Genomic DNA, 16,873 nt, shown 5'->3' with positions numbered 1-16,873 from the left:
AAGTCCCGATAAGTGGACAAAAACTCCGGCCGGCCGCGAAGTCCGATCAGGCGCGGGTTGGCTTCGGCGACTTGTACATGTCCTCGATCACGCTTTCGAAGTCCTTCATGACCTGCGCGCGCTTGACCTTCATGGACGGGGTCAGGTGGCCGGAGGCTTCGGTGAAGTCACTCGGCACGATCCGGAATGACTTGATGGCCTCCGCCTGCGACACCGACTGGTTGGCCTGGTTGATGAGCTCCTGCACGGCGGCCTTGACCTCGGCATGCCCGGCGGCGTCGCCCAGGTTCGTATCCGCCGGCAGGCCGTGGCGCTGCAGCCAGCCCGGCAGGGCCTCCTCGTCGAGCGTCACGAGCGCGCCAATGAACGGGCGGTTGTCACCCACGACGAGGACCTGTGACACCAGCGCATCAGCCCGGATCTGGTCCTCGAGCAGCGCGGGAACCACGTTCTTCCCGCCCGCGGTGACAATGATTTCCTTCTTGCGGCCGGTAATCAGCAGGTAGCCGTCCTCGTCGAGCTGGCCGATGTCACCGGTGCGGAACCAGTCATCGGCGAACGACTCGTCTGTGAGGTCGGACCGTTGGTAGTACCCCCGCATGACGCAGGAGCCCTTGACGAGGATCTCGCCGTCGTCGGCAATCCGAACGCTGTTGCCGGGAATCGGGACCCCGACCGTCCCGATCTTGATCCGCTCCGGCGTGTTGACGCTGACGGGGGCCGTGGTCTCGGTGAGGCCGTAGCCCTCCAGGATCTGCAGGCCGATGCCCTGGAAGAAGTGGCCCAGCCGCTCGCCCAGCGGGCCGCCGCCGGACACCGCATGGGCCACCTCCCCGCCCATGGCTGCGCGGAGTTTGCCGTAGACGAGTTTGTCGAAGATTGCATGCCTGATCTTCAGGGCCAGGCCGATGCTGCCGGACTGCCGTGCACGGGAGTAGGCGATCGCCGTGTCGGCGGCCTTGTGGAAGATTGCGCCCTTGCCGCCGTCTTCGGCCTTGGTGAGGGCCGAGTTGTACACCTTTTCGAACACGCGCGGCACGGCAAGGATGAACGTCGGTTTGTAGCTTTGCAGGTCGGGCAGCAGGTGCTTGATGTCGGGGGTGTGCGCCACGGTGACGCCGGCGGCCACCGCCAGGACCGAGATGAAGCGTGCGAAGACATGTGCCAGCGGCAGGAACATGATGGTGCGGGACTGCTCATTGACTATGCCCCTCAGTGAGGTGGCCAGGGCGTTCTCGGACAGCTCCACAAAGTTTCCGTGGGTCAGTTCGCAGCCTTTGGGCCTGCCGGTGGTGCCCGAGGTGTAGATGATGGTGGCGAGGTCGCGGAGCCCGGCGGAGCGCCGCCTGGCCTCGAGCTCGTCGTCGCTGACGGCGGCGCCGGCTGCACGCAGGGGGTCGAGGCCGGCGCCCTCCAGCTGCCACACGTGGGTCAGTGCCGTGAGACCTTCGGTGGCAGCGGCCTGCCGGATGATGTTCTCGTGGTGGTCCGATTCGCCGAAGGCAGCGACGGCCCCGGAGTCGCCCAGGTTCCAGGCGACCTGGGAAGGCGATGACGTTTCGTAGATGGGAACGGAAACGCCACCTGCGAACCAGATGGCGAAGTCGATGAGTGCCCACTCGTAGCGGGTACGCGACATGATGCCCACGCGGTCGCCCGCACCGACGCCGCTGGCGATGAGCCCCTTGGCGAGGGCGGACACGTCGGCCATAAATTCCTTGGCCCGGATGTCCTGCCACTGGCCGGCAGAGTCGAGGCGCGAAAACAGGGCAGGGTTGGATGCCTTGGCTGCCTGGCGCAGAACAAGGTCCGTGATATTGCTGTCCAGGGGGACGTTCGCCAAGGGCGGAACGCTGAATTCGCGCACGTTAGCTCCTTTGATATCCGTTGGCCGCAGCGGGTAGTCCTAACCTTAGTACGTCACCTGGCCGAGGTCGGCAGATCGTGGTTACCCATTAGTAACTTTACGGCGAAGCGGTGCGCGCCACCAGTGTGGAGGTCGTGTCGTCCGGGTGTCCTACCTGCGACGACGCTCTGCGGCGACACCTAGAATGGGGGACTATGCAGCCCTCCCCGCCCAACGAGCAGCCAGCCCCGCCCCTTGACTCCATCCGGAGCGGCGAGCCACGGGGCTGGGCGTCCCGGCGCGCGGAGACGCGGCAGTTAATGTCGCGGCGCCTGGCTTCGGGGTACGGGGGTCAGTTGGCTGGCCACCGTCTCTTCCGGCAGCAACTGCGGCTGGGCCGCCGGGGACTTGCCATCGGCATCGACATCGGCGGCACCAAGGTTGCCGCGGGCGTAGTGGACGCCGAGGGCCGCATCCTGCGCGAGGCGCGCCGGTCCACGCCGGGAAGCGACCCGCGTGCGGTGGAGCGCGTCATCGTGGAACTGGTCGAGGAGCTGAGCGCAGGTGCCCGGATCCGGTCGGTGGGCATTGGCGCCGCCGGCTGGATGGATCTCGACGGCGGCACGGTGCTGTTCAGCCCGCACCTCGCCTGGCGGAACGAACCGCTGCGCGCGAACCTGCAGCACCTGCTGCGGCGCCCCGTGATGCTGGTTAACGACGCCGACGCTGCGGCCTGGGCCGAGTGGCGCTTCGGTGCCGGGCAGGGGCAGGATCGGCTGGTCTGCATCACCCTTGGCACTGGCATTGGCGGGGCCATGGTGATGGACGGGCGCGTCGAGCGCGGCAGGTTTGGTGTGGCGGGGGAGTTCGGCCACCAGATCATCATGCCCGGCGGCCACCGGTGTGAGTGCGGCAACCGCGGCTGCTGGGAGCAGTACGCCTCAGGGAATGCCCTCGGCCGGGAGGCCCGGGAACTGGCGATGGCGAATTCGCCGGTGGCGCAGGAACTTCTGAAGGCCGTCGACGGAAGCGCCGAGCGCATCACCGGAACCACGGTGACCGAACTGGCCATCGCCGGCGACGCCGCCTCCCGGGAGCTCCTGGAGGACGTCGGGAACTGGCTCGGTCTGGGGCTGGCGAACCTTGCTGCCGCCCTCGATCCCGGGAAGTTCGTGATTGGCGGTGGTCTGTGCGCGGCCGGCGAGCTGCTGGTGGCTCCGGCGCGCAAGGCCTTCGCCCGGAACCTCACCGGCCGCGGATTCCGCCCTGCCGCAGAAATTGACCTGGCCGCCCTTGGGCCGAATGCCGGCCTGATCGGGGCTGCCGACCTGTCCCGGGCCAGCAGCCGCACGCACCGCTGAGCCCCATCGACCGAAGACGGAAGCGTCAGACCCGGGCGCCGTCGTCGTTCTCGTCCTTCTCCTGCGGCAGCTTCATGATCAGATACACCACAGCCCCGATGAAGGCGGCCACCATGCCGAGGATTGCCAGCAGCGGCGCGGAGCGCCAGAACATCGACGACAGGACCAGGGCAACCGGAGCGCCGACGGCGCCCAGCCACGCGAGCATCGTCAGCGGGTCCGTCGCTGAAAGTTTGGGCGGCTCCTCCGGCACAAACTCACCGTCGTCGTCCTCGACGCTGTAGTCGCGGGGGTACCCGGTGCCGGGGGGAACGCCAGGCTGTCCGGACCGGTCCGCTTTCTCCTGCCCGGTTGCTTTCTCACGGTCGGCGGCCTGCTGCCGCTCGGCGGCTGACAGTTCCCGGGGCGCCCGTGGCGCCAGACCCAGCGGATCGAAGTCGGTGAAGCGTCTTGCCGCGCCTTCCGGACCGGAACCGGCGTCCGGATATTCTGCCGGTGCAGGCCTGGCGTCGTCGGCTGCGTCGTCGTTGGTGGCCGTGCTGTGACGGGGACCGCCGTGATGGCGCGGGGACTTGGCAGCGGGGGATTCCCCGTCGCTCGGCACGTCGCCTGGTACGGCGTCCGCATCGGGAGCCGGGCTGTCGCCCTGAAGCCTGGCCACCAGGTCGAGCCAGACGGCGTCATCCTGGTTGGCACTCGGATCGGATGAATTCGAATCGGGCCTATTCATCGGTCGTGCCCTTCTGGCTGGCTGTCGCGGAGTCGGCGGATCCCCGGTGGCCGTCCGCCACCACGGAGCGGATGAAGTTCACCGAGCCGCTGAAGATCCGGTCGGCATCGTGGTCCAGCGTGGCCACATGGTAACTGTTGTCGAGCCGCGTGAGCTGCAGCGGGGCGTGGATAAGCCCGCGCCGCAGGGCCGTGATGCTGGTATCGGAAACAACGTGGTCCACCGTGGAGCGGAACACACGGACCGGCGCTGTAATGCGCGGCAGCAGCCGGACCGTGTCCTTGAACATCTTATTCAGTTCGTGGGCGGCTGCCACCGGGGTACGGGAATATGCGCCCTCGTCGACGCCCTGCTTCCGGATGTCGTTGGCTATGGCCGGCGTGCTCTTGAGGACCAGCTTGAGGACCCCGGCCAGCGGGGCACGGCGGTCATCAATGACAAGGCCGGGGTTGACCACGATGGCTCCGGCGACGGGCCTGGTTGCGGCGAGGCGAAGTGCCAGGGCTCCGCCCATGGACAGGCCTGCTGCGAAGACGAGGTCGCATTCGGACTCGAGCTCCAGGTAGGCGGCGTCCATTGCGTTATGCCACTGCTGCCAGCGGTTGCGGGACAGCTCCTGCCAGGTGGTGCCGTGGCCCGGCAGCAGCGGCATCCTGACGGCAAAGCCGGCGTCTGCGAACGACTGGGCCCACGAACGCAGGCTGTGTGGGCTGCCGGTGAACCCGTGGGACAGGGCGATGCCGATGGACGGCCCCTCGCCGGAGAAGGCGCTGGTGAACGGGCTGTGATCGGGAACTGTAGTCATGTCTTCTCCGACGGTATGTGGCTTCGGGAATGCAGCTGGAAAAACTGCGCCGAGGACTCGAAAATCTCCTGGGCGTCCGTGTCCAGCGTAGCCACGTGGCCGCTGTTCCTGAGCAGCACCACATCGAGGGCCGCCGAGCCGAGTCGCCTCCGGATCAGGCTGAGGGAAGTCGGTGGCACCACCGCGTCACTGACCGACTTGAAGACCAGCACCGGGGCAGTGATCCGCGGCAGGCCGCGGACGGCGGCAGCGAACAGCCTCTTCAGCTGGTGTACCGCCGCCAGCGGCGTAACGGAGTAGTCGCCGTCGTCGGTGTGGGGCGCCGTCGGGTTTTCCTCCGCGATGGGCACGGTGGTTCTTTGGATGTACTTCAGCAGGCCAATGATCCGGACCCGCCGATCGTAAAAGCTCAGGCCCGGATTGACGACGGCGACGCCCGCCACGTTGTGGCGGGAGGCGGTGAGCAGGGCGATGGCGCCGCCCATGGAGAGGCCTGCCACGTAGCATTCGTCGGTCCTGGCCGCCAGCTCGAGATACGACTGTTCGAAGGCATCGTGCCACTCCCGCCATCCCGTCCTGGCCAGTTCCTGCCAGCTCGTGCCATGCCCGGGGAGCAGCGGAACTGTGACGGCATAGCCCTGCGCGGCCAGGAATTCGGCCCACGGCAGGATGCTGAGGGGACTGCCGGTGAAGCCGTGGGAAATGGCGATTCCGATCCGCGCATTGGCTCCGTGTCCCGCATAGCTGAAAGCGGCGGGCCTTGTGCGGTCGCTGCTTTCTGTCATGGATCCATCGTGTCACTGTTCCGGACAATTCTCACTAGAGTAGGGTTGCATTGCAGTGCCGCCGGGCCCTTTGGAACGCCCGGGCGGTGGCCTTCCGGAGAGGTAAGACACGTGTTCTATTGGGTCATGAAGCGGATCTTCCTGGGACCGGTGGTCCGCACTCTTTTTCGGCCGTGGGTCAAAGGGCTGGACAACATCCCGTCCGAGGGGGCGGCCATCATCGCCTCCAACCACCTTTCATTCTCGGACTCTATCTTTATGCCGCTGATGGTGCCGCGGCCCGTCATTTTCCTGGCCAAATCCGAGTACTTCACGGGCAAGGGGCTCAAAGGCCGGTTGACCGCGCTGTTCTTCCGGCTGACCAACCAGCTCCCCATGGACCGATCCGGGGGTGCGGCTTCGGCGGCCTCGCTCGATGCGGGCATGGATGTGCTTACCCACGGCGGACTGCTAGGCATCTACCCGGAGGGGACACGCAGCCCCGACTCCCGGCTGTACCGCGGGAAGGTGGGTGTGGCCCGGCTGGCCCTCCAGGCCGGTGTCCCCGTCATCCCGGTGGCGATGATCGGAACGGACAAGGTGCAGCCCATCGGCAAGCGGCTGCCGAACATCCGGCGGATCGGCATGATCTTCGGCAAACCCCTGGATTTCAGCAGGTACGAGGGCATGGCCGAAGACCGGCTGATCCAGCGGTCTGTTACGGATGAGGTCATGTACGAGCTCATGCGGCTCTCCGGGCAGGAATACGTGGACGAGTACGCCTCGGTGGTCAAGCTCAGGCTGGCGGGGAAGGCCGGGCCGGAGCCGGGGGAGGCCGGTTCCTCCCGGTCCGCGTAGCTGTCTGTGACGGTGCAGCCGGGCGCATGACAGTCCGGGTGTCCCGAGCCGGTCCAGCCAACTACTCTTAGTAGTGTGACTGAGCTATCTGCAAAACCTGCCTCTTCCCTGACCAGCACTTCACAGAGCGGTGCGGCCAACTATCCCGGACTCGACAACTGGCGGGACCTTCCCATCTCCCAGCAGCCGAGCTGGCAGGACTCCGAGGTCTTCAACGCCTCCGTCAAGGAACTGTCGGCGCTCCCGCCGCTCGTTTTCGCTGGCGAGGTGGACATCCTGCGTGAGCGTCTCGCCGCGGCAGCCCAGGGCAAGGCCTTCCTGCTCCAAGGCGGTGACTGCGCGGAAACCTTTGAGGGTGCCACGGCGGACAAGATCAGCGCACGGGTGAAGACGATCCTGCAGATGGCAGTGGTCCTGACCTATGGCGCGGCGATGCCCGTCATCAAGATGGGGCGCATGGCCGGCCAGTTCGCCAAGCCACGCTCCTCCAACGACGAGACCCGTGACGGCGTGACGCTGCCGGCGTACCGGGGCGACATCGTGAACGGCTACGACTTCACTCCCGAGTCGCGTGGCCACGACGCCAGCCGCATGCTCCGCGCCTACCACACCTCCGCTTCCACGCTGAACCTCATCCGGGCATTCACCCAGGGCGGATTCGCAGACCTCCGACTGGTGCACACCTGGAACAAGGGCTTTACCGAGAACCCTGCCCACGCCCGCTACGAGTCCCTCGCGCGCGACATTGACCGCGCCATCCAGTTCATGGCATCCTGCGGCGCCGACTTTGAAGCCCTGAAGCGGGTTGAGTTCTTTGCCAGCCATGAGGCCCTCCTGCTCGACTACGAGCGTGCGCTGACCCGCATCGACTCCCGCACCGGCCTGCCCTACGGCACCTCCGGCCACTTCCTGTGGATCGGCGAGCGTACCCGCGAGCTGGACCACGCCCACGTGGACTACCTGTCCCGGGTCCGCAACCCGATCGGCGTCAAGCTGGGCCCGTCCACGTCCGGCGACGACGCCCTGCGCCTCATCGACAAGCTGGATCCCGAGCGCGAACCCGGCAGGCTCACCTTCATCACCCGCATGGGTGCCGGCAACATCCGCGAGAAGCTCCCGTCCCTCGTGGAAAAGGTCACCGCCTCCGGCGCCCAGGTCCTATGGGTCACGGACCCGATGCACGGCAACACCGTCACCTCACCCAATGGCTACAAGACCCGGAATTTCGACGACGTGATCGACGAGGTGCGCGGGTTCTTCGAGGTGCACCATGCCCTGGGGACGGTTCCCGGCGGCCTACACGTCGAGATGACCGGGGATGACGTGGCCGAATGCCTCGGCGGCGCCGACCCCATCGACCAGGAAGCGTTCCTCGACCGCTACGAGTCGGTTTGCGATCCCCGGCTGAATCACATGCAGTCGCTGGAGATGGCGTTCCTCGTGGCAGGCGCCCTCACCCGCCGCTAAGCGGACCAACACCGCTAAGCCCAAAAGCAAAAACAGACCGGCACCGGGGACTTCCCGGCGCCGGTCTTTTGCTGTTGGGCTTGCAGAAGGTCCCGGCTACACCACGGTCAGGGTGATGACGGAGCCCTCGGGCACCTCGGTGTCCACGGGATCCTGGTCCCGCACGGTGCCAAAGAAGCCGCCGAGGACTTCGTTGACGCGGACTTCGAAGCCGCGTTTCCGCAGCGCCTCGGTGGCGTCTTCCACCTGCTTGCCGATGTAGTTGGGCACCTTTACGAGCTTGGGCCCCTCGGAAATCGTCAGGGTGACCGTTTGGCCCCTTGTCAGCGTTCCCGAAGCGGGTTCCTGGCTGACCACGGCGCCCTTCGGAATGTTCCTGTCGTGGACGGTTTCGTCGGCCACCTCAGCTTGGAGTCCGGCAGCCTCAATTGAACGGACGGCTTCATCCTGGTCCTGTCCGCGTACGTCCGGCACCGGAATGGGCTGCGGGCCCTTCGAAACTGTGAGGCTCACAGGCGTGCCGTGCCGCACGGGCGTTCCGGCCGCCGGGGCCTGGCCCAGGACCGTTCCTGCCGGGATCTCCTCGTCGAACTTCCCGGTGACTTTGCCCAGCGCCATCTCGGCGCCGTTAAGCGCTTCCTTGGAGGCATCGAGCGTCTTGCCCGTGAGCTGCGGCAGGGGAAAAAGCTGCGGACCCTTGGACACGAACAGCGAGACCTGCTGGAATTTGCGGATCTCCGTTCCGGCGCCAGGTTCGGATCCCACCACGAGGCCGGCCTTGACATCGTCATCGAAGACGTCCTGCGTGCTGGACTGGAAGCCTGCGTCCCGGAGGAGTTGCTGGGCCTGCGCCACTGTCCTGTTCGCCACGGCCGGCACGATCCCGGGGGACCCCGGCCCCATGCCGAAGAACCATCCCGCGCCGGCGGCGAGGAGGGCGAGGAGCACCAGGACAACAATCCAAAGCGCGCCCCTGCGCCGGGAATTCCCCTTCCGGAGCGTCCGGACGGGAGTGGCCGCCGCGCGTGACCGTTCTTTTTGTTCGTGGCGGTCCAGTTTCCGCTGTTCCCGTTTGCTCAGCGGGAGCGGCGCCGCCTCCGCCTCGTCGTCGTCGTCGAATCCGTAGGCCGGAAGGACTGGGCCGGATTTTGGAGAGACAGGCCCCGGAGAGACAGGCCTCGGAGAGACAGGGGTGGAAAACACGGTGGTCGGATTGCTGGTGCGTGAAATGACTTCTGTGGGGCGGACCCTAGGGACGTCGTCGCTGTTTAGGGGCGCCAGCAGCTCGGTGTGATTTCCCTGGTCTGTCTCGTTTGCCTGGCTTCCCGGTGTTGCCGCGCCTCCCTGGCCGGGCAGGTTTCCCGGCATCCGGGACGGCATCCGGGCGGGTGGGGGCGGAGCGCCCGTGCTGCGCGGGCCAGCGTCGGGGACTGTGCCCGCCGCCGCGGCAGCCTGAATGGCTGCAGGGGGTTGCAGATCCAGTTCGGAGTCGGTGAGGTTGGTCCGGATGTGGCGGAGCTCCTCCAGCAGGGCATTGCCGTCCACCGGCCGCTGCTCGGGGTCGCTGGCGGTACACCACTGCACGAGTTCGTCCACCTCTTGCGCGAGCCCGGGAACCAGGCCAGAGGGAGCGCCCACAGTGGAGTTCACGTGCTGGTACGCCACCTGGACGGGGACGTCGCCCTCGAACGGCTGGCGTCCGGTGAGCATCTCGAACAGCATGATGCCCGTGGCGTAGATGTCGCTTCGCGCGTCGGCCGCTTTGCCCAGGACCAGTTCCGGCGAGAGGTACGCGACAGTGCCAATCAGGGCGCCTGTGCTAGTGGTGGTTGTCACGGCGCGCGCGAGGCCGAAGTCACCGATCTTGATCCGGCCGTCGTCGGCGATCAGGACGTTCTCCGGCTTGACGTCGCGGTGGATCATGCCTGCGGCATGGGCAGCCCCCAGGCCTTCCACCACCGGATCGATGAGTGCCAGGGCCAGCCGGGGGGACAGGGCGCCCTTGCTGTTGATGACGTCACGGAGGGTATGCCCTTTGATGTACTCCATGACGAGGTAGGCGGTGTCTCCGTCGTGCCCCTGGTCGAGGACGCCCACCACGTGCGGGTGTGAGAGCTTGGCGGCTGCCCGTGCTTCGCGGGCCAGGCGGTCGAGGAAATTGCCGTCGTTGACCAGATGGGGATGCAGGACTTTCAGTGCAACATCACGGTCCAGCCTCTGGTCCGTGGCCACATAGACGGTGGACATCCCGCCCCGCGCCAACCGGGACTTCACCTGGTAGCGGTTGTCCACCAGCGATCCAACGAAACTGCCTAAAGCGTTTTCCTGCACTCTTCGATACTAAGTGCTGCACTGAAACGGGTCCGAATCAACATGCGATCCGGACCCGTATCGTTATGCTCCCGGCGGCCGGGGTACCCTGGCCCTGAGGCCAATTCAGGGCATCAGCTGAAGGTCCTGCGGTGGGCCTTGATGGCTGCCACGTAGTGCTTCGTGTCGGTGTACATTCCGTGCTTGTTGACCGAGTACTGGCCCTGGTAGTAGCCGGCGATGGCGTAATCCAGGCTCCTGCTGGTCCGGATCAGCTGGCGGATGATCGCCACCCCGGCGGTGGCGTTGTCGTACGGGTCAAGCAGGTTCAGCTTCCGGCCCACGAGGTCGGACGCCCATTCGCCGGAGGACGGGATGACCTGCATGGTGCCGATGGCGTTGGCCGGTGACACGGCGCGCTGGTTGAACCCGGATTCCTGGTACGCGAAGGCCTGGGCCAGTGCCGGATCCACGCCCATCCGCCGTGCCGTGTCGGCCACGATGGACTGCATCTGGGCAAGGGACGGAACCGGCGAGGCGTTGAGCAGGGCCTTGTTCTTGTTGGCCGAGCTGACAACGGCTGCCGGGTAGGTGTAGCCGAGGAAGGAGCTGGGCACGAGCGGCGTGACGCTGGATGCCGGCTGGACGGCGCTGGCCTTCCCGGGAATGGCGAGCTTCTGGCCAGGGTAGATGATGCTGGTGACCCTAAGCCGGTTCGCCGACAGGATGGCCGCGAGCTTGACGCCGTGCCTGGATGCGATGCCGGACAGTGTATCCCCGGACTTGATGACATAGGACGCTGAAGGGGCGGCAGCCGGTGCGGCCGCCTTGGCCGGGGCCGCAGCGACAGCGGCGCCGGCACCGAGCCGGATCTTCTGGCCGGGGTAGATGATCGATGATGCCTTGAGCCCGTTCCAGCTGAGCACCTGGGAGAGCCTGACGCCGTGCCGCCCGGCGATGCCGCCCAACGTGTCGCCGGACTTGACCGTGTAGGTCCTGGCAGCCGTTCTGGCGGGCGCCTGGGCCGCCGGAGCCGTGGCGGCCTTCAGCTTGATCCGCTGCCCCGGGTAGATCACGGAGTTTGACTTCAGGTTGTTGAGCTTCAGCACGGAAGTGGTGCTCAGCCCGTACCGGCCGGCGATGCCGCTGACCGTGTCCCCGCGGACCACCGTGTGGGCCGCCGGCGTGACGCGGGTGGGCTGAAGGCCTGAAGGAATCGCGGCCGGCACGGAGGCTGCGGGGATGATGCCCGCTTTGACTGCGGCCGCCTGGGCCTCGATGGCCGCGGCGAGCGTCGCGGGCACTGTAGCCGGCTGGACGTCGGCCGCTGCGGGCTGGGCGACCGCGAGGGAGGAAAGCATGACGGCAGGGAGCGTGGCCGTCGTGGCCGCGATCAGGGGCAGGCCCGGCCGGGGTGACTGCTTGGTAGAGCGGGTCGTCGTCATGGGAAAGATCCTCTTCTCAGCGGCGAATGCTGTCGGTCGTGCCGGTTGCTCGTGATACCTATGTTACTGGTGTTAATCGTGTTGCGAATGTTATCTATGTGAATCTCTCACGATTTTTCGGTTAGCACAAGAATCAGATTTCAGCCGGAAAGTCCGCCGGGCTGGGAGTGTCGCGCGCGAAAAGGGAACGCGCGCACACGGGCGCCGTTTCGACTAGGCTTGCGGGCGCCCGCCATGGCAACCTTGACCCGTGAGTACTGTAGAAACCCTTGTAGGCGACTGGTTGCCCCTGCCCGACGTTGCCCAGTTGTTGGATGTGTCCATTACCAAAGTCCACGGGCTCCTTGATGAGCGGGCGCTGGCCGCCCTGCGGATCGGGGAACGCCGGATCCGTTCGGTCCCGGCGGCATTCCTCCAGGATGGCCACGTCGTGGACAGCCTCAAGGGCACCATCGTTGTGCTGGCAGACGCGGGCTTCTCGGACGAAGAGCTCATCGGCTGGCTCTTTACCCCTGACGAGTCACTGCGCGGGCGGCCCATCGATGCCCTCCGTGAAGGTCGCAAGACAGAAATCCGCCGCCGGGCGCAGTCCCTGGCTTGGTAGTGGACCCAGTCTGGTAATAAACCCACTGGTAATAAACCCAGCCTGGTAATAAACCCAGCCTGGTAATAGATCCAGCCTGGTTATAGACCCAGCGTGATCAAACGGGCCGGGCCGGCCGCTTAGGCGGCCCGGCTCACCGTCGCCTCCGCCAGCCGCCGGAGTGCGGTCTTGGGGAGGTCCTCCAGCGGCAGAAGCTCGAGGGCTGCGTACGCCGCCGCGCCGAACTCCTCGATCAGCACCTCTGTGGCCTGCAGCGCTCCGCAGTCCGCAATGATCCGGCGGATCTCGGCCACGTCGTCCTCGCTCAGCTCCGGGCTACCGAGCTTTGAGTCGATGAACGCGGACTCCTCGGGGGTGGCCAGGTCCAGGGCGAAGGCCACGAGCACTGTCCGCTTGCCCTCCCGGAGGTCGTCTCCCGCGGGTTTTCCGGTGGTCACCGGGTCTCCGAAGACGCCCAGGACGTCGTCGCGGAGCTGGAAGGCCTCGCCCAGGGGGAGTGCGAACGCGGAGTAGCCCCGGAGCAGTTCGTCAGAGGCCCCGCCGAGCGCCCCGCCCAGCGCGAGCGGATGTTCCGTCGAGTACTTGGCCGACTTGAAACGGATGATTGACTGGGCGCGGCTGACAGCCCCTGCACGGTCCCGGACCGGCCCGGCCACCTCTTCGAGGATGTCCAGATACTGGCCGGCCATGACCTCCGAACGCATCAGGTTGAAGATCAGCCTTGCCCTGCTTCCTGAGGCCGCCGTTGCGCCGATGTCGGTGAAGGCTTCCTCGCTGAAGGACAGGCACAGGTCGCCGGCCAGGATGGCTGCGGCGTGGCCGAAGCGTTCGCTGTCGAGGGCCCAGCCCTGGGACTCGTGGAGTTGAATGAAGCGGCGGTGCACGCTGGGTCCGCCCCGGCGGGTGTCCGACCGGTCAATGATGTCATCGTGGATCAGGGCGGCGGCCTGGAACAGCTCAAGGGCCGCGCCTGCTGTGACGATGTCCTCGGCGGAGGCAGGACCGCCCGCTCCGCGCCATCCCCAGTAGCACATAAGGGCGCGCAACCGCTTTCCGCCGGTGACCAGGTTGGAGATGGATCCCATGATGGGATCGATATCCGGCGAGATGGCGGTCATGATCGACTGCCGGGTGGTCAGGAAGTCTGTCAGCTTTCCCGCTACGGCGGCCACGAAGTCCGCCTGCTCCACGCGAAGCTGCTCGGCCACCATCACTTGATGGACTCGGGCGTCACGTTGGCGCCGATGGTGAAGGTTGAAACTCCGCCGGATTGGGGGACTGCGATGTTAACCGTCTCGTTTCCTGCCCGTACAAAGTCCTTTGATGCCACGCTGCCCACCGAGTTGCCGGGGACGGGCTTGAAGCCCTGCGCTTCCAGCGCCTTGGTGTAATAGGCGACGACGGCGGCTGGCTTGGCCGACGTTGAGCCCACCAGTGCGGCGGTGGCCGGGGAAGTTGACTTGTCGAAGCTGCTGGCCACCACCTTGGCCCCGGGCATCACGGGCACAAGCTTTGACGGGAAGCCGGCGACGAGCGCTCCCACGGTGGCCGACGTGCCGGGGGAGGCAGACGGACTGGCGGTTGCCGTGGGAGACGCCGTGGCGGCTGCCGTGTTCGTTGGCGCGGCAGCGCGTGAGGCCGATGCCGTCGCCGCGGGCGTTGCGGAACCGGGCGCCTGTGCCGAGCACGCTGAGGCCGCCGCCACTACGGCCGCTCCAACGGCGAGCAGCCCAAGGCGGGCAGGCATGAGCGTTCCATTGACCTTCACAGGTGCGGTCCTCCTGGGTGTTGATGCCGGATTCAGCCTCCAGTTTAGTCAGGCGCAGGGCATAGGATTGCAGATGTGGGGCCGGACGACGACAGAGAGCAGGCGGAAGCGCGGCTGCGGGACCTTCGGCGGGCGAGCATCATGCACGTCGATATGGACGCTTTTTTTGTCTCGGTGGAGCTGCGCGCCCGCCCTGATCTGCGGGGCCGGCCGGTGATAGTGGGTTTTCCGGCGGAGCGTTCCGTGGTGCTGTCTGCTTCGTATGAGGCCCGCAGGTTCGGCGTGAAGTCGGCGATGCCCATGGCGGTGGCCCACCGGCTGTGTCCGCAGGCCGTTATCATCGAGCCCAGGCACAAGCTGTACTATGAGGTCTCCGGCCAGCTGATGGGCATCTTCGAGTCCATTACCGAGCTCGTTGAGCCGCTCAGCGTGGACGAGGCGTTCCTTGACGTCGGAGGGGCCATCCGCAGGCTAGGTCCGCCGAGTGAAATAGGGCAGCTGATCCGAAGGAGGGTCGCCAGCGAGCTGGGCATTACGGCGTCAGTGGGGATTGCCGCCAGCAAGTTTGTGGCCAAGATCGCTTCCACCCGGTGCAAGCCGGATGGGCTGCTGCTCATCCGGCCGGAGCAGACCGTCCCGTATCTTCACAGCCTTCCGGTCAACGCCCTGTGGGGTGTTGGAGGCAAGACTGCTGAAGTGCTGGCCCGCATGGGGATCCGTACCGTGGCCGATGTCGCCGCGACGCCGGTGTCCTCGCTCAAGAAGGTGCTGGGCGCCACCGGCGAACACGTCCACCGTCTCTCCTGGGGTATCGACAGCCGGACGGTCACCCCGGTGCGGGTAGAGAAGAGCATCGGGGCGGAGGAAACGTTCGCCTTGGACACAGCGGACGATGCCCTGCTGCACCGCGAGCTGCTGCGACTGTCCCACCGCACTGCCGAGCGGCTGCGCGCTTCCGGGCTGGTGGCACGGACTGTGGCGCTCAAGCTGCGGTACGCCGATTTCTCCACGGTGACCCGAAGCCGCACGGTGCACACGCCACTGGACAGCGCGCAGCTGATCTACGCCGTGGCCATCCAGCTGCTGGAGTCGCTGGGCAGCCGGCCCCTCATGGTCCGGCTAGTGGGTGTCCGTGCGGAGCAGCTCGAAGCGGCCGCCCAGACCTCCCTTCAGCTGAGCCTGGACAGGCGCGACGACAACTGGCGGGCCGCTGAACAGGCACTGGACAAGGTGGCGGAGAAGTTCGGCAGCAAGTCCGTGCTTCCGGCCCGGCTGCTTGAGCCGGGAAGCCGCAACCCCTGACGTGATTCCGGCGACACCCGCTGGTGCGGGAAACCGCGTTTATGGCCGCGAATCGGTGTCAGGTCAAGGGCCAGCCACTTTTGCCGCCCGTGAACAGCGTCTTTCAGAACAGCGCCCAACAAACTATCCTTATAGATACAAAGATTTCGAACGTCTGGACATGTGTGGATCACCTGACCCGCCGCGTCAGTATGCTTGAATTCCTGGATCTGCCACGGCTGGCAGGAACGGGAACCTGGATAGCATGCCGGTCGTTGACGAGGCAGGAACAACCGTTCCGGCCTGTCTGGACGTTGGCCTACTTAAGGAGGTCGTGATGCCGCTCTCGGAGCACGAACAGAAGCTGCTCGAGCAACTCGAGAGGCAACTGCATGAGGACGATCCCAAGTTTGCCAATTCCATGGGCTCGGATCCCGGCCGCAGCTGGTCCACCCGGCACATCGTGATTGGCGTACTGGCCACACTGGCCGGGGTGCTGCTCCTCCTGGTAGGGGTCTCCCTCCAGAACATATTCGTAGGGGTCCTCGGGTTCGTCGTCATGGGCGCCGGAGTTTACTTTGCCACGATGCGCAGCGCTGCGGCCGGCAAAGCGAAGGCCGGCGGGCATGGCCGGAAGTCCAAGAGCAAGAGCTCCTTTATGAACAGCCTCGAGGAACGCTGGGATGAAAGGCGCCGCGGGGAGTCCTGAGCCCAGCGCTCCACTTCCCACCACCTCCACTTCGCACCGTCCTCCACACCGCACCATCCTCCACATCGCACCACCATCCACATTGCGCCACCGGGTCCAGCTCCGGTTGGGCGCCAATAAGCCAGGAATGACCCGCCACGGCGGGTCATTCCGCTTTAACCCGGGGAACTGCGCGTGTAACCCGGGGAACCGCACGGGAGCGGGTGTGCCAAAGCTGAGATCGCTGCGGCGGCAGTAAGGCGAAGCGGCCGAATTTCCCTCCACTTTCCACCCCCAGGCAAAATCCCCGCCATTCCGCGGAAAATTGTTTGTCTCCGCGGCAGAGAAGTCACCGCGTCGCGTTGACTGTGGGGAGAAGTGGAGTAAAGTGGAGCGCGTAAGAGGGTAGTGGCAGCGCGGGGGTTGTTCGGCTTCTGACGGCAGACGGGCGGTGGGACGTGTTCCTTGGGACACACTCGCCGCGTCTTGACGAAAAGGGCAGGATCATTCTTCCCGCCAAGTTCCGTGAGGAACTTGCCGGCGGACTTGTTCTCACGCGAGGCCAGGAGCGCTGCATCTACGTCTTCAGCGAGCAGGAATTCGCGAGGGTACACGAGCAGATCCGGGAGGCTCCGATCTCCAACAAGTCGGCTCGTGACTACATCCGGGTTTTTCTCTCTGGAGCCTCGGACGAGGTACCTGACAAGCAGGGGCGCGTGACCATTCCTCCCGCGCTCCGGGAGTATGCAGGGCTCGGCAGGGAGTTGGCCGTAATTGGGGCCGGCACCCGCGCGGAGATCTGGGATGCCCAGGCCTGGAATGAGTACCTGGCGGAGAAGGAAACCTCCTTCTCTGAAACTGACAACCCCATCGCCGGCATCCTTTAGGCCGGCCCACCCCGTAACCGTTTCTTGGACGAGATCTCCAGCCGCCCATCCCTGCCGAC

15 protein-coding genes are annotated in these 16,873 nt (G+C 66.1%); 7 read left to right on the top strand and 8 right to left on the bottom strand.

Translation table 11 applies throughout. From position 1 onward, the window contains the following. Window positions 1–46: 46 nt before the first annotated feature. A complete protein-coding gene (locus ACTHQX_RS18190) occupies window positions 47–1,867 on the bottom strand; it encodes an AMP-dependent synthetase/ligase (RefSeq protein ID WP_440158549.1) in 1,821 nt (606 codons plus the stop codon). 194 nt (window positions 1,868–2,061) lie between these two features. On the opposite strand from ACTHQX_RS18190, the gene ACTHQX_RS18185 reads away from it, so the two are divergent. Beyond that, window positions 2,062–3,207 carry an ROK family glucokinase gene (locus tag ACTHQX_RS18185; protein WP_440158551.1) on the top strand — a complete coding sequence of 382 codons (1,146 nt, stop codon included), beginning with the start codon at window positions 2,062–2,064 and terminating at the stop codon, window positions 3,205–3,207. 25 nt (window positions 3,208–3,232) lie between these two features. Here ACTHQX_RS18185 and ACTHQX_RS18180 read toward each other — a convergent pair whose 3' ends face one another. The 3 genes from ACTHQX_RS18180 to ACTHQX_RS18170 are packed head-to-tail and all read right to left on the bottom strand — an operon-like array spanning window position 3,233 to window position 5,527. Continuing rightward, on the bottom strand, window positions 3,233–3,937 hold the full coding sequence (locus ACTHQX_RS18180; protein WP_440158553.1) for a hypothetical protein: 705 nt from the start codon (window positions 3,935–3,937) through the stop codon (window positions 3,233–3,235). Continuing rightward, on the bottom strand, window positions 3,930–4,742 hold the full coding sequence (locus ACTHQX_RS18175; protein WP_440158554.1) for an alpha/beta hydrolase: 813 nt from the start codon (window positions 4,740–4,742) through the stop codon (window positions 3,930–3,932). Before ACTHQX_RS18175 ends, ACTHQX_RS18180 begins: the two co-directional genes overlap by 8 nt. Then, window positions 4,739–5,527: an alpha/beta hydrolase gene (locus tag ACTHQX_RS18170; RefSeq protein WP_440158555.1), complete on the bottom strand. Its 789-nt coding sequence runs from the start codon at window positions 5,525–5,527 to the stop codon at window positions 4,739–4,741. Before ACTHQX_RS18170 ends, ACTHQX_RS18175 begins: the two co-directional genes overlap by 4 nt. Before the next feature lie 111 nt (window positions 5,528–5,638). Between ACTHQX_RS18170 and ACTHQX_RS18165 the strand changes: the two genes are divergently transcribed. Beyond that, complete coding sequence (locus ACTHQX_RS18165) at window positions 5,639–6,364, top strand: lysophospholipid acyltransferase family protein (RefSeq protein ID WP_440158556.1); 726 nt, start codon at window positions 5,639–5,641, stop codon at window positions 6,362–6,364. 75 nt (window positions 6,365–6,439) lie between these two features. Further along, on the top strand, window positions 6,440–7,831 hold the full coding sequence (locus ACTHQX_RS18160; RefSeq protein ID WP_236807969.1) for a class II 3-deoxy-7-phosphoheptulonate synthase: 1,392 nt from the start codon (window positions 6,440–6,442) through the stop codon (window positions 7,829–7,831). Window positions 7,832–7,927: 96 nt separating this feature from the next. On the opposite strand, the gene ACTHQX_RS18155 is transcribed toward ACTHQX_RS18160, so the two are convergent. Beyond that, window positions 7,928–10,162 (bottom strand): protein kinase domain-containing protein, encoded by a 2,235-nt coding sequence (locus ACTHQX_RS18155; protein WP_440158557.1) that lies wholly within the window; start codon window positions 10,160–10,162, stop codon window positions 7,928–7,930. A 113-nt stretch (window positions 10,163–10,275) separates the two neighbouring features. Next, the gene (locus tag ACTHQX_RS18150) at window positions 10,276–11,586 is read right to left on the bottom strand and encodes a LysM peptidoglycan-binding domain-containing protein (RefSeq protein WP_440158558.1); all 1,311 of its coding nucleotides are present in this window, start codon (window positions 11,584–11,586) and stop codon (window positions 10,276–10,278) included. A gap of 250 nt (window positions 11,587–11,836) precedes the next feature. On the opposite strand from ACTHQX_RS18150, the gene ACTHQX_RS18145 reads away from it, so the two are divergent. Then, window positions 11,837–12,190, top strand: a complete 354-nt coding sequence (locus ACTHQX_RS18145; RefSeq protein WP_236807971.1) for an Rv2175c family DNA-binding protein — start codon at window positions 11,837–11,839, stop codon at window positions 12,188–12,190. A gap of 119 nt (window positions 12,191–12,309) precedes the next feature. Here ACTHQX_RS18145 and ACTHQX_RS18140 read toward each other — a convergent pair whose 3' ends face one another. Then, the gene (locus ACTHQX_RS18140; protein WP_440158559.1) at window positions 12,310–13,404 is read right to left on the bottom strand and encodes a polyprenyl synthetase family protein; all 1,095 of its coding nucleotides are present in this window, start codon (window positions 13,402–13,404) and stop codon (window positions 12,310–12,312) included. After that, window positions 13,401–13,937 (bottom strand): hypothetical protein, encoded by a 537-nt coding sequence (locus ACTHQX_RS18135; protein ID WP_440158560.1) that lies wholly within the window; start codon window positions 13,935–13,937, stop codon window positions 13,401–13,403. The genes ACTHQX_RS18140 and ACTHQX_RS18135 overlap by 4 nt, the downstream gene beginning before the upstream one ends. A gap of 162 nt (window positions 13,938–14,099) precedes the next feature. Between ACTHQX_RS18135 and dinB the strand changes: the two genes are divergently transcribed. The 3 genes from dinB to mraZ all read left to right on the top strand — a co-directional run bounded on the left by dinB (window position 14,100) and on the right by mraZ (window position 16,814). Next, window positions 14,100–15,260: a DNA polymerase IV gene (dinB, locus tag ACTHQX_RS18130; protein WP_440158587.1), complete on the top strand. Its 1,161-nt coding sequence runs from the start codon at window positions 14,100–14,102 to the stop codon at window positions 15,258–15,260. A gap of 316 nt (window positions 15,261–15,576) precedes the next feature. Further along, on the top strand, window positions 15,577–15,948 hold the full coding sequence (locus tag ACTHQX_RS18125) for a DUF3040 domain-containing protein (protein WP_387100875.1): 372 nt from the start codon (window positions 15,577–15,579) through the stop codon (window positions 15,946–15,948). Window positions 15,949–16,385: 437 nt separating this feature from the next. After that, window positions 16,386–16,814: a division/cell wall cluster transcriptional repressor MraZ gene (mraZ, locus tag ACTHQX_RS18120; protein ID WP_102973964.1), complete on the top strand. Its 429-nt coding sequence runs from the start codon at window positions 16,386–16,388 to the stop codon at window positions 16,812–16,814. Window positions 16,815–16,873: the final 59 nt, after the last annotated feature.

The organism is Arthrobacter sp. SAFR-023 (assembly GCF_051965295.1).
Taxonomy (GTDB): Bacteria; Actinomycetota; Actinomycetes; order Actinomycetales; family Micrococcaceae; genus Arthrobacter.
Note: the sequence above shows the minus strand (reverse complement) of the source record. Positions and strands in the feature narration are given on the sequence as shown.